Origin of the sequence: Pseudomonas spelaei (assembly GCF_009724245.1) — a bacterium.
Lineage (GTDB): Bacteria > Pseudomonadota > Gammaproteobacteria > Pseudomonadales > Pseudomonadaceae > Aquipseudomonas > Aquipseudomonas spelaei.
Map to the genome: position 1 here is coordinate 88,992 of NZ_WNNK01000008.1, position 12,864 is coordinate 101,855.

Here is a 12,864-nt window from a genome sequence, read left to right on the forward strand (position 1 = left end):
CCCGTGGCGACATCAATGACCGATGCGTTCGAAGATTTTTTCGATCTTCTCTTTCAAGGCCAATGCAGTGAATGGCTTGACCACGTAACCGTTGACCCCAGCCTGGGCGGCTTCGATGATCTGTTCACGCTTGGCTTCGGCGGTCACCATCAGCACAGGAAGGCTGCGCAGTTTTTCATCGGCGCGCACGTGGCGCAGCAAATCGATACCGGTCATGCCCGGCATGTTCCAGTCGGTTACCAGAAAGTCGATGCTCCCGCTGTTGAGGATCGGAATCGCCGTGGTGCCGTCATCCGCCTCGACCGTGTTAGTGAACCCAAGGTCACGCAACAGGTTTTTTATGATCCGCCGCATCGTTGAGAAGTCATCAACGATGAGGATTTTCATGTTCTTGTCCAATTCGACCTCCAAGCAGTCTTAAACGCGTCCAGCACCTGGGCGCGCCATTTCAATCATTCAGGCGTTACAAATAAGGACTACTGGGGCGCACCACGGGTTGAAACCGCCAGGGCTTTTGGCCCGGGCGGTATCGTTCGCAGTGTCCCCACACTGCCTGTCAGCGCGCTCGCCACTCTCCCAAACGCCCCCGCAAGCGGGCCGCGCACTGGCTGTGTAACTGGCTGACCCGCGATTCGCTGACTCCCAGGACCTCACCGATTTCCTTGAGGTTCAGCTCTTCGTCGTAGTACAGCGCCAACACCAGTCGCTCACGCTCCGGCAAATTGGCAATCGCGTCCGCCAGTGCGCTCTGGAAGCGTTCATCTTCCAGATCGCGTGACGGTTCGAGATGAGCACTCGCGCCGTCCTCGTGCAGCCCTTCATGTTCGCCGTCCTGCAAAAGGTCGTCGAAACTGAACAGGCGACTGCCCAAGGTATCGTTCAAAATCCCGTAGTAATCGTCGAGACTCAATTGGAGTTCGGCCGCAACTTCATGATCTTTAGCGTCGCGACCGGTTTTTGCTTCAATTGAGCGAATGGCGTCACTCACCATCCGGGTATTGCGGTGAACCGAACGCGGCGCCCAATCACCTTTACGGACCTCGTCGAGCATCGCACCACGGATGCGGATACCCGCATACGTCTCGAAACTCGCCCCCTTGCTCGCGTCGTATTTGGTCGACACTTCAAGCAAGCCGATCATCCCCGCCTGGATCAGGTCTTCGACCTGGACACTGGCAGGCAGTCGGGCCAGCAAGTGATAGGCAATGCGCTTGACCAATGGCGCATAGCGCTCGATCAATTCGCTTTGGCTGTCACGTGCCGACTTCTTGTAAAGGTTGTAGCCGCTGGATGTCATAGCACCGGTCCTGCGCTCGTCTGATGCACCAATCGCTCGACGAAAAACTCCAGATGCCCCCGGGGATTGGCGGGCAACGGCCACGTATCGACCTTCTGGGCAATAGCCTTGAACGCCAACGCGCATTTGGAACGAGGGAACGCTTCATAGACTGCACGCTGCTTTTGCACAGCCTTGCGCACGCACTCGTCATAGGGAACTGCGCCGACGTATTGTAAGGCGACATCGAGGAAGCGATCCGTGACCTTGGTCAACTTGGCGAACAGGTTTCGCCCTTCTTGCGGGCTTTGGGCCATGTTGGCCAGCACCCGGAAGCGGTTCATGCCGTAGTCACGGTTAAGCAGTTTGATCAGGGCGTAGGCGTCAGTGATCGAGGTGGGCTCGTCGCACACCACCAACAGCACTTCCTGCGCGGCGCGCACGAAGCTGACCACGGACTCGCCGATCCCGGCGGCGGTGTCGATCACCAGCACGTCGAGGTTGTCGCCGATGTCACTGAAGGCCTGGATCAGGCCTGCATGCTGCGCCGGGCTCAGGTGCACCATGCTCTGGGTGCCTGAGGCAGCCGGCACGATGCGGATGCCGCCGGGGCCCTGCAACAGTACGTCGCGCAGCTCACAGCGGCCTTCGATGACATCGGCCAGGGTATGTTTGGGTGTCAGCCCCAGCAGAACATCAACGTTCGCCAGGCCCAGGTCGGCATCCAGCAGCATGACGCGACGGCCAAGCTCTGCCAGGGCCAGGGACAAATTCACTGACACGTTAGTTTTCCCGACGCCACCTTTGCCGCCGGTCACCGCGATCACCTGTACGGGATGCATGCTGCCCATGTTCGTTCTTTACCTTGTCTTGCTTAGACGCAGGCTACATAGGTTGGCTGCGGTAACTGCTTGCAGGCCATCAATGTAGATACATTGCACTGTCGTTTATGTTGCATGTTCATATTCACCTCAGCCGACCCGTTTGGCCGGACTGTGGTAGAGATCAGCGAACATGTCAGCCATCGCTTCCTCGCTGGGCTCTTCCTGCATTTGCACACTGACAGCCCGGCTGACCAACTGATGACGGCGCGGCAGATGCAGATCATCCGGGATCCGCGGCCCGTCGGTCAGGTAGGCGACCGGTAACTCGTGACTGATAGCCAGGCTCAACACTTCACCCAGGCTAGCCGTTTCGTCCAGTTTAGTCAGAATGCAGCCCGCCAGCCCACACCGTTTGTAGCTGTGATAGGCGGCAGTGAGCACCTGCTTCTGGCTGGTCGTGGCCAGCACCAGGTAATTCCTGGATTTGATCCCGCGCCCGGCCAGGCTTTCCAGCTGCATGCGCAGGGCCGGATCGCTGGCTTGCAGGCCGGCGGTGTCGATCAGGACCACGCGCTTGCGCAGCAACGGATCGAGGGCGTTGGCCAGGGACTGGCCCGGGTCGACATGGGTGACCGGTACGTTGAGGATGCGGCCCAGCGTCTTGAGCTGCTCCTGGGCGCCGATGCGGTAGCTGTCCATGCTCACCAAAGCGATGTTCTGTGCGCCGTACTTAAGCACATAACGGGCAGCCAGCTTGGCCAGAGTGGTGGTCTTGCCCATGCCGGCAGGGCCGACCATGGCAATCACCCCCCCTTCTTCCAGGGGTTCAACTTCCGGGGTGACGATCATCCGCGCCAGGTGGGCCAGCAACATGCGCCAGGCCTGGCGAGGCTCTTCAATTTCGGTGGTCAATTCCAGCAAGTCGCGGGACAACGGGCCAGACAGGCCAATGCGTTGCAGGCGACGCCACAGGTTAGCCTGTTGCGGCTTGCTGCCTTGCAACTGGTTCCAGGCGAGAGAGCCCAACTGCACTTCCAGCAGCTCACGCAGACCATTGAGCTCGAAACGCATCGAGTCGAAGACCCGCTGATCAACTGCGGCGGCCTGCACGGGCGCAGCCGGACGCTGCGGTTCGACGAAGGTCGGCTCCACCAGAGGCTCGGCAGCGGTCAGCGGCAGGCCGGCGAACAGCTGGCGGTTGGTGCTGGCGTCGCTGTCACCCCGCATGCTCAATTCGGCCTGGGCCGAGACAATGCGCGAGGCGGTCTTGCGCAGTTCGTCTTCCAGTTCCATGTTCGGTACCCGCGGCGCCAGCGCCGAGGGTGTGTAATCCAGGGCAGCCGTCAGCTCGACACCGCCGGCAATGCGGCGGTTTCCGATAATCGCGGCGTCGGCGCCCAGCTCATCACGAACCAGCTTCATGGCCTGACGCATATCGGCGGCGAAAAAACGCTTCACTTGCATAACCCACTACCTCAGCCGTTGGGCCCTACTGTCGCGACGATAGTCACTTGCTTATTGTCAGGAATTTCCTGGTAAGCCAAAACGTGCAAATTCGGTACTGCCAGGCGTCCAAACCGCGACAACATCGCTCGAACCGGGCCTGCCACCAGCAGAATCACCGGTTGGCCCTGCATTTCCTGACGTTGTGCCGCTTCGATCAACGAGCGCTGCAGCTTTTCAGCCATGCTTGGCTCCAGCAGAACGCCCTCTTCCTGGCCAAGTCCGGCCTTCTGGATACTGTTGAGCAATATTTGTTCCAACCTGGGTTCCAACGTGATCACAGGCAGCTCGGAGTCAAGCCCTACAATGCTTTGGACGATGGCGCGCGACAATCCGACGCGCACCGCAGCCACCAGGGCGGCAGTATCTTGACTCTTGGCGGCATTGTTGGCGATAGCCTCGGCAATGCTGCGAATGTCCCGTACCGGCACCTGCTCGGCCAACAACGCTTGCAGCACCTTGAGCAGTTGCGACAGTGACAAAATCCCCGGCACCAGCTCTTCAGCCAGTTTCGGCGAGGCCTTGGCCAGCAATTGCATGAGCTGCTGGACCTCTTCGTGGCCAATCAGCTCGTGGGAGTGCTTGTAGAGAATCTGGTTGAGGTGGGTGGCAACCACCGTGCTGGCGTCCACCACGGTGTAGCCCAGGGACTGTGCCTGGCTGCGCTGGCTGACTTCGATCCACACCGCTTCCAGGCCGAAAGCCGGATCTTTGGCGGTGATGCCGTTAAGGGTACCGAACACCTGGCCCGGGTTGATCGCCAGTTCGCGGTCCGGGTAGATCTCGGCTTCGGCCAGGATCACTCCCATCAGGGTCAGGCGGTAAGCGCTCGGCGCCAGGTCAAGGTTGTCGCGAATGTGTACGGTGGGCATCAGGAAGCCCAGGTCCTGGGACAGCTTCTTGCGCACGCCCTTGATCCGCGCCAGCAATTGGCCGCCCTGGTTGCGATCCACCAGGGGAATCAGGCGGTAGCCCACTTCCAGGCCAATCATGTCGATCGGGGTCACGTCGTCCCAGCCCAGCTCTTTGGTTTCCTGGGCGCGGGCCGGGGACGGCAGCAGTTCCTGCTGGCGGGCAATCTCCTGCTGGGCCTGGACCTTGACCGTATTCTGCTTGCGCCAGAACAGGTACGCACCACCGGCCGCCAGCGCCGCCATGCTGAGGAAGGACACGTGAGGCATGCCCGGCACAATGCCCATCACCGCCATCAGGCCTGCCGCAACCGCCAACGCCTTGGGCGAGGCAAACATCTGCCGGTTGATCTGTTTACCCATGTCTTCGGAGCCGGACGCACGGGTCACCATGATCGCGGCGGCAGTGGACAGCAACAGTGATGGCAATTGCGCCACCAAACCGTCACCGATGGTCAGCAAGGCGTACACCTTGCCGGCGTCGCCGAAGGTCATGCCGTGCTGGAAGATGCCGACCGCCATACCGCCGATCAGGTTGATAAACAGAATCAGCAGGCCGGCAATGGCGTCGCCGCGAACGAATTTGCTGGCACCGTCCATGGAACCGTAGAACTCGGCTTCCTGGGCCACTTCCAGGCGGCGCGACTTGGCCTGGTTCTGATCGATCAGGCCGGCGTTGAGGTCGGCGTCGATGGCCATCTGTTTGCCAGGCATGGCGTCGAGGGTGAAACGCGCGCTCACCTCGGAAATCCGCCCGGCGCCCTTGGTCACCACCACGAAGTTGATGATCATCAGGATCGCGAACACCACGATACCGACCACGTAGTTACCGCCGATCACCACCTCGCCGAAGGCCTGGATCACCTTGCCCGCGGCGGCGTGGCCGTCCTGGCCATGGAGCATCACCACCCGGGTCGACGCCACGTTGAGCGCCAGCCGGAGCAAGGTCGCGATCAGCAAAATGGTCGGGAAGACCGCAAAATCCAGCGGCCGCAGGGCGTACACGCAGACCAGCAGCACGACGATGGACAGGGCAATATTGAAGGTAAAAAACACATCCAGCAGGAACGGCGGGATCGGCAACATCATCATTGCCAGCATGACCAACAGCAACAGCGGCACGCCCAGATTGCCTCGCGAAAGGTCTGTCAGCGTGCCACGGGCATTGTTGAGCATTTGAGAACGATCCACCGGTATTCCTCGTTTCCTTGAAGCAAACTTTTGACGCCTGGAGGCGACGTGAAGGCGTCATTGCAAGAAGCCTTCCAACTTTTGCTTGAAGGGTACGAGACGGGGATTTTTGTTGAATGGGAAGACGCCATCGCGGGCAAGCCCGGCTCCCACAGTAGAACGCAATCAAATGTGGGAGCCGGGCTTGCCCGCGATGAGGCCCGATCAGACGCTGAAGGACTCAGGAATCGCGGCGCAAATCCGGTGGAATCGGCAGATCCTTCAACGGATCCGGGCGCTTGCCCTTGCCCGCGCGGTACTGGCGGATCTGGTAGACGTAGGCCAATACCTGGGCCACGGCCAGGTACAGCCCAGCGGGAATTTCGTGGTCCAGTTCGGTGGAGTAGAAGATCGAACGGGCCAGCTCCGGCGACTCCAGCAGCAGCACGTTGTTGGCGACGCCGATTTCGCGAATCTTCAATGCCATGAAGTCGCTGCCCTTGGCCAACAGCATCGGCGCCCCACCCTTCTCCGGGTCGTACTTGAGGGCCACGGCATAGTGGGTCGGGTTGGTGATGATCACGTCGGCATCGGGAACGGCGGCCATCATCTTGCGCTGGGACATTTCCCGCTGCAGTTGGCGGATCCGCTGCTTCACTTCCGGCCGGCCTTCCTGGTCCTTGTGTTCGTCGCGCACTTCCTGCTTGGTCATCAGCAGTTTCTTGTGGCTTTCCCACAGCTGGATCGGCGCGTCCACGGCTGCAATCAGGATCAACCCGCAGGCCATCCACAATGCACTCCAACCCACCACCTGGACGCTGTGAATGATCGCCAGCTCCAGCGGTTCGTGGGCAATGCGCAGCAAGTCATCGATGTCGGACGACAGCACTGCCAGCGCCACGAACAGAATGAGCGCGAACTTGGCCAGGGCCTTGAGCAGCTCCACCAATGCCTTGGACGAAAACATCCGCTTGAGCCCGGCGCCGGGGTTCATCCGGCTGAATTTTGGCGCCATGCTGCCGGGAGCAAACAACCAGCCGCCCAGGGAGATCGGCCCGATCAACGCCGCCAGCAATAAGGTGATCAGCACCGGCTGTACCGCCAGGATGGCGATTTTTCCCGAATGCAGCAGGTACAGGCCCATGGCGCCCGGGCTCATCAACACATCACGAGGCAGGGAAAAGTTGAGCTTCATCAGCTCCATCAGATCCATGGCCAGGCCACCGCCGTAGATCAACAAACCACCGGCGCCGGCCAGCATCACTGCCAGGGTGTTGAGCTCTTTGGAGCGGGCAATCTCGCCCTTTTCCCGGGAGTCTTTTTTGCGCTTCTCCGTGGGGTCTTCTGTTTTGTCCTGACCACTCTCGCTCTCGGCCATGGCTCAGCGCGCTCGGGCCAGGTCACGTAAAAACTGCAAGGCCTCACTGGCCAGCGGTTGATACTGATTAAGAATGTCAGCCATGCCGATCCAGAAAATCCCCATGCCCAGCACCAGGGTCAGCGGGAAACCGATGGAGAAGATATTCAACTGCGGCGCGGCCCGAGTCATTACACCAAACGCAATGTTGACCACCAGCAACGCAGTAATGGCCGGCAATACCAACAGCAAGGCCGCCCCCAATACCCAGCCCAGGCGCCCGACCAGCTCCCAGAACTGATTGACCACCAATCCCTCACCCACCGGCAAGGTGGTGAAGCTCTCGGTAAGCACCTCGAACACCACCAGATGACCATTCATGGCCAGGAACAGCAAGGTCACCAGCATCGTCAGGAACTGCCCGATCACCGCCACCGACACACCGTTGGTGGGGTCGACCATGGACGCGAAGCCCATGCCCATCTGGATCGAGATGATTTGCCCGGCAATCACGAAGGCCTGGAAGAACAACGTCAGGGAGAAGCCCAGCAGCGCACCAATCAGAATCTGCTCGGCGATCAGCAGCAATGCGCTGAGGTCGATGGCATTCACCGGCGGCATCGGCGGCAACCCCGGAACAATGACGACCGTGATCGCCACGGCGAAGTACAGGCGAATACGGCGCGGTACCAGAGTGGTACCGAACACCGGCATGGTCATCAGCACCGCCGTCACCCGGAACAGCGGCAGGATGAACGAAGCCACCCAGGTGCTGATCTGGGTGTCGGTCAATGCCAACAAAGCATTCATGTCAGCCGATCAACTGCGGAATACTGCCGTACAGCTGCAGGATGTATTCCATGAAGGTTCGTACCAGCCACGGGCCGGCGACGATCAGGGTAATCAGCATCACCAGCAGGCGCGGCAGGAAGCTCAAGGTCTGTTCGTTGATCTGGGTGGCGGCCTGGAACATTGCCACCAGCAGGCCCACCAACAGGCTGGGTACCACCAGCACCGCGACCATCATGGTGGTCAGCCACAAGGCTTCGCGGAACAGGTCGACTGCGACTTCTGGCGTCATGCGCTATACACCCCCGAAACTGCCCGCCAAAGTGCCGATAATCAGCGCCCAACCATCCACCAACACAAACAGCATGATCTTGAACGGCAAGGAAATAATCAGCGGCGACAGCATCATCATGCCCATCGCCATCAGCACACTGGCAACCACCAGGTCGATGATCAGGAACGGGATGAAAATCATGAAGCCGATCTGAAACGCCGTCTTCAGTTCCGAGGTCACAAACGCCGGCACCAGAATGGTCAACGGCGCCTGGTCCGGGCTGGCGATATCGGTACGCTTGGACAGGCGCACGAACAGCTCCAGGTCGCTGGAACGGGTCTGGGACAGCATGAAGTCCTTGATCGGGCCCTGGGCCTTGTCGATCGCATCCTGGGCACTGAGTTTCTCTGCCAGGTAGGGTTGCAAAGCTTGCTGGTTCACCTTGTCGAACACCGGCGCCATGATGAACAGGGTCAGGAACAGCGCCATGCCGGTGAGGATCTGGTTCGACGGCGTCTGTTGCAGGCCTAGGGCCTGGCGCAGGATCGAGAAGACGATGATGATCCGGGTGAAGCTGGTCATCAGCATGACAAACGCCGGGATAAAGCTCAGCGCGGTCATGATCAGCAGGATCTGCAGGCTGACCGAGTACTCCTGGGCACCCGCCGCGTTAGTCCCCAGCGTTATCGCCGGGATCGACAACGGGTCCGCCGCCCACGCCATCGGCGCCGCCAGCAACAGCATGAGCGTCAATAGAACGCGCATTACTTCTTATCCTTCTGGTCCTTGCCCAACAGCTCCATCAGGCGCTGGGCGAACTCCGGCGTGGCCGGCTGAGTCTGGGCCGCTTCCACAGGCGTCTTGAGCACATGCAGCGGGGTGATACGGCCGGGCGTGAGGCCCAGCAGAATCTGTTCTTCACCCACTTGCACCAGCACCAACCGATCACGCGGCCCCAGGGCTCGTGAACCCACCAGTTCGATAACCTGAGCGTTGCCCGGGCCAATACGCTGCACCCGGCGCAACAGCCAGGCCAGGACGAAGATCAGCCCGACCACCAGCAGCAGGCCAAGCACCAACTGCGTCAATTGCCCGGCCATGCCACTGACCGGCGCCACAGCGGCAACCGGGGCCACTGGCTCGGCAGCCAGGACGCTCAAGGGCAGCGCCCATAGCAGTCCCGCCAACCCTTTACCCAACGGCAGGCGTGCCATATCAGCGCAGCTTCTTGATGCGTTCGCTCGGGCTGATCACGTCAGTCAGGCGAATACCGAACTTCTCATTGACCACCACCACTTCGCCATGGGCGATCAGCGTGCCATTGACCAGCACGTCCAGCGGCTCGCCGGCCAAGCGGTCAAGCTCGATCACCGAGCCCTGATTAAGCTGCAGCAGGTTACGGATGTTGATTTCAGTGCTGCCCACTTCCATGGAGATCGACACCGGAATATCGAGGATCACGTCCAGGTTCGGACCGTCCAGGGTTACCGGATCGTTATTCTTCGGCACACTGCCGAACTCTTCCATCGGCAGGCGATTGCCGGCCGGCGCAGTAGCCGCATCGGCCGCCAGCAAGGCATCGATATCGTCCTGGCCGACATCACCGGTTTCTTCCAGAGCAGCCGCCCACTCGTCAGCCAGGGCCTGGTCTTCGGCAGAAGTGTTTTCGTGTTCGGTAGCCATTACATGTCCTCGGCGCAGCATTGATTCATGAAATTAGGGGATCAGCGACGGTTGATCGGCTCGATCACTTGCAACGCCAGATTGCCCTTGTGGGAACCCAACTTGACCTTGAACGACGGTACGCCGTTGGCGCGCATGATCAACTCGTCCGGCAGCTCGACGGGAATCACGTCCCCCGGCTGCATGTGCAAAATGTCCCGCAGGCGCAGTTGACGTCGGGCCACAGTGGCGCTCAGCGGCACGTCGACGTCCAGCAGGTCTTCGCGTAGGGCCTTGACCCAGCGCTCGTCTTGATCGTCCAGGTCAGACTGGAAGCCCGCATCGAGCATCTCCCGCACCGGCTCGATCATCGAGTACGGCATGGTGATGTGCAGGTCGCCGCCACCGCCATCGAGTTCGATATGGAACGTGGAGACCACAATGGCCTCACTGGGGCCGACGATGTTGGCCATGGCCGGGTTCACTTCCGAGTTGATGTACTCGAAATTGACTTCCATGATCGCCTGCCAGGCTTCTTTCAAGTCGATAAAGGCCTGTTCCAGCACCATGCGCACCACACGCAACTCGGTCGGGGTGAATTCACGCCCTTCGATCTTGGCGTGCCGGCCGTCGCCGCCAAAGAAGTTGTCCACCAGCTTGAACACCAGCTTGGCGTCGAGGATGAACAGTGCGGTGCCCCGCAGCGGCTTGATCTTGACCAGGTTGAGACTAGTCGGCACGTACAGCGAGTGCACGTACTCACCGAACTTCATCACCTGCACGCCGCCCACCGCCACGTCCGCCGAGCGGCGCAGCATGTTGAACATGCTGATGCGGGTGTAGCGCGCAAAACGCTCGTTGATCATTTCCAGGGTCGGCATGCGTCCGCGGACGATGCGATCCTGGCTGGTCAGGTCGTAGCTTTTGACGCTGCCGGGCTCGGCAGCCATTTCGGTCTGTACCAGACCATCGTCGACGCCATGGAGCAGTGCGTCGATTTCATCCTGGGACAGCAGGTCCTGCACGGCCATGTCGTGATCCTACTGCAATACGAAATTAGTGAAGAGCAACTGCTCGACCACGACTTTGCCGACTTCCTTCTGAGCCACTTCCTGCACGCTGGCGGTGGCTTTCTGGCGCAGCATTTCCTGGCCTACCGGGGTGGCCAGGGTGTCGAAACTCTGCGCGGAGAACAGCATCACCAGGTTGTTGCGGATCACTGGCATGTGCACCTTGAGGGCATCCAGGTCCGCCTGGTTGCGTGCCAGCAGGGTTATGCTCACCTGCAAGTAACGCTGACGGCCATTCTGATTGAAATTGGCGACAAAGGCCGGGAGCATCGGCTCGAAGATTGCCGGTTGCTTGACATTGGGATTGACCTCGGCAGCAACGGGCGCTGTGCTCTGGGCGCTGTGCATGAAGTACCAGGTAGCCCCCACGGACAAGCCGATCGCCAGGAGTAAAGCCAGGACAATCAGCAGGATAAGCTTGAGCTTGCCCTTGCCTGCGGGTTCTTGCGCTGCTTCGTCACTCTTTGCCATGCCAATAATCCGTCACTATTCGGGGATTCATAGATCTACGGCAAGGCAAGAGCAAGTGTTATGCCAGAGTTGAGTGACGGTGACGCAAATCAAATGTGGGAGCTGGCTTGCCTGCGATTGCGGTGTAGCAGCACCAGAAATGCCAGCTGTCCCACCGCAATCGCAGGCAAGCCAGCTCCCACATTGATTCGGTTGCAACAGGAATCAGGCGTAATAGTCCACAGCACTGGAGCCGATTACGGTTCGGGTAACAGGCGCTGCGACTTCAGCCACATCACCCGCTATATCACCGTCACGCCTATCACCGCGTTCGCCACTGTCGCTCACGCCACGGCTCTGATGCTGCTGATCCTGCCCTTGCCCCTGCCATCCGCGAGACTGGTCGGATACATTCACGTCAACCTGCCCCATCCCCTGCTGGGCAAACATCTCTCGCAGGCGACCAGACTGACTTTCCAGCGCTTCTCGAACGACAGCGTGACCGCTCATGAAGCTGACCTGGGCCTGTTGGTCGGCGGTCATTTTCACGCTGATGTCCAGACGTCCCAGTTCGGCCGGTTGCAGCTGGATCTCCGCCGACTTGAGGTTGGTGCTGGACAGGTACATCACCCGGTTCACCACCTCCTCGGTCCAACCGCTCTGATGCATGGCCAATGGCGCATTGGCTGCCGGCGGCAAGGCGTTGGCGGTTTTCGGCGTGGCGGCCTGGGTCAAGGCGGCCAGGCGGTTGGCAAAGTCGTCGACACGGGTGTCGCTGCTGGCGCTCTTCAGATCCTTGAGACCCTCGTCTATCAGGCCGCCGAAGGCCTTGTTGCCACCTTGATCCGTGCTGTCCTTGGTGGCTTGTTGATCCACCATGGCGGCCAGGCCGTTGGTGAAGTTCTGTGCGGCGGTCGGCTGATCCTGAGTCGGAGCATTCTTTTGCGACGCCTGGCTGCTCGCCGAGACATGTCCGCCTTGCTCCATGGCCAGGCGCACGGCCGGCAATGCATCCAGTGGGTCGGCTTCTGGGTCGAAGGCCGGCTTGGCTTCATCGGACGGTGCCAGTGGCACCGCCGCGACAGCAGGTTGGGCTTTCTCATCGGTGACGGCCACCGGAGCCGGTGTTGCCGCCGGCACCGGCAAGGGGACCGGCGCAACCACGGCAGCCATCAGCGCAGGGTCGACCGTCGGATCGACCGGAGGCTGCGCCGCCGTTGGGTCCGTGGCGGCATCATCGTCCTTGCTGGCCGAGGTGTCTGTCGTGTCCGACGGGTTGGCAGGCAAGGTCTTGCCGCTATCGGCAACCGCTGGAGCGTCAGCGGCAGGCTTATCGTTGCTGGCAACTGGCTTGGCGTTAGCATCAACCGCCTTGTCACGCACAGGCTTGCTGGTGATGTCGGTGGACTTGGCCACAGGCGAAGAGGCTTGCTTGGCGAACACCTGAGCGAAGGCCGGGGCCTTGTTCCGCGGGTCCGCAGCCGGTGCCGGTGAGTTGGCAACGGGGGCTTGAGGCTTGGCCGCAGGGGCAGCCTGAAGGAGCGAATTCGGGGCAAGAGGCATAAATAAGGGTCTCCA

General features: G+C 60.6%; 14 protein-coding genes. All 14 read right to left on the reverse strand.

What is annotated here, in order from left to right:
• Nucleotides 1-12: 12 nt before the first annotated feature.
• On the reverse strand, nucleotides 13-387 hold the full coding sequence (locus GNF76_RS11540; protein ID WP_169353513.1) for a chemotaxis response regulator CheY: 375 nt from the start codon (nucleotides 385-387) through the stop codon (nucleotides 13-15).
• Between the two features lie 169 nt (nucleotides 388-556).
• Nucleotides 557-1,297, reverse strand: a complete 741-nt coding sequence (fliA, locus tag GNF76_RS11545; protein WP_155583286.1) for an RNA polymerase sigma factor FliA — start codon at nucleotides 1,295-1,297, stop codon at nucleotides 557-559.
• On the reverse strand, nucleotides 1,294-2,127 hold the full coding sequence (fleN, locus tag GNF76_RS11550; RefSeq protein ID WP_003192912.1) for a flagellar synthesis regulator FleN: 834 nt from the start codon (nucleotides 2,125-2,127) through the stop codon (nucleotides 1,294-1,296). Before fleN ends, fliA begins: the two co-directional genes overlap by 4 nt.
• Nucleotides 2,128-2,247: 120 nt before the next feature.
• Nucleotides 2,248-3,564, reverse strand: coding sequence for a flagellar biosynthesis GTPase FlhF (flhF, locus tag GNF76_RS11555; protein WP_155583287.1), 1,317 nt, complete (start codon nucleotides 3,562-3,564; stop codon nucleotides 2,248-2,250).
• Nucleotides 3,565-3,575: 11 nt separating this feature from the next.
• On the reverse strand, nucleotides 3,576-5,690 hold the full coding sequence (flhA, locus tag GNF76_RS11560; RefSeq protein WP_155583406.1) for a flagellar biosynthesis protein FlhA: 2,115 nt from the start codon (nucleotides 5,688-5,690) through the stop codon (nucleotides 3,576-3,578).
• A gap of 235 nt (nucleotides 5,691-5,925) precedes the next feature.
• Nucleotides 5,926-7,062 carry a flagellar biosynthesis protein FlhB gene (flhB, locus tag GNF76_RS11565; protein WP_155583288.1) on the reverse strand — a complete coding sequence of 379 codons (1,137 nt, stop codon included), beginning with the start codon at nucleotides 7,060-7,062 and terminating at the stop codon, nucleotides 5,926-5,928.
• 3 nt (nucleotides 7,063-7,065) lie between these two features.
• On the reverse strand, nucleotides 7,066-7,842 hold the full coding sequence (gene fliR, locus GNF76_RS11570) for a flagellar biosynthetic protein FliR (protein WP_379652607.1): 777 nt from the start codon (nucleotides 7,840-7,842) through the stop codon (nucleotides 7,066-7,068).
• A gap of 10 nt (nucleotides 7,843-7,852) precedes the next feature.
• Complete coding sequence (gene fliQ, locus GNF76_RS11575) at nucleotides 7,853-8,122, reverse strand: flagellar biosynthesis protein FliQ (protein WP_071486515.1); 270 nt, start codon at nucleotides 8,120-8,122, stop codon at nucleotides 7,853-7,855.
• A gap of 3 nt (nucleotides 8,123-8,125) precedes the next feature.
• Complete coding sequence (fliP, locus tag GNF76_RS11580; protein WP_155583290.1) at nucleotides 8,126-8,869, reverse strand: flagellar type III secretion system pore protein FliP; 744 nt, start codon at nucleotides 8,867-8,869, stop codon at nucleotides 8,126-8,128.
• On the reverse strand, nucleotides 8,869-9,318 hold the full coding sequence (gene fliO, locus GNF76_RS11585; RefSeq protein ID WP_379652606.1) for a flagellar biosynthetic protein FliO: 450 nt from the start codon (nucleotides 9,316-9,318) through the stop codon (nucleotides 8,869-8,871). The genes fliP and fliO overlap by 1 nt, the downstream gene beginning before the upstream one ends.
• Nucleotide 9,319: 1 nt before the next feature.
• Nucleotides 9,320-9,787, reverse strand: coding sequence for a flagellar motor switch protein FliN (gene fliN / locus GNF76_RS11590; protein ID WP_033900765.1), 468 nt, complete (start codon nucleotides 9,785-9,787; stop codon nucleotides 9,320-9,322).
• A gap of 41 nt (nucleotides 9,788-9,828) precedes the next feature.
• A complete protein-coding gene (fliM, locus tag GNF76_RS11595) occupies nucleotides 9,829-10,797 on the reverse strand; it encodes a flagellar motor switch protein FliM (RefSeq protein WP_154743732.1) in 969 nt (322 codons plus the stop codon).
• 9 nt (nucleotides 10,798-10,806) lie between these two features.
• Nucleotides 10,807-11,307: a flagellar basal body-associated protein FliL gene (gene fliL, locus GNF76_RS11600; protein WP_155583291.1), complete on the reverse strand. Its 501-nt coding sequence runs from the start codon at nucleotides 11,305-11,307 to the stop codon at nucleotides 10,807-10,809.
• Nucleotides 11,308-11,511: 204 nt separating this feature from the next.
• On the reverse strand, nucleotides 11,512-12,849 hold the full coding sequence (locus GNF76_RS11605; protein WP_155583292.1) for a flagellar hook-length control protein FliK: 1,338 nt from the start codon (nucleotides 12,847-12,849) through the stop codon (nucleotides 11,512-11,514).
• Nucleotides 12,850-12,864 lie beyond the last annotated feature (15 nt).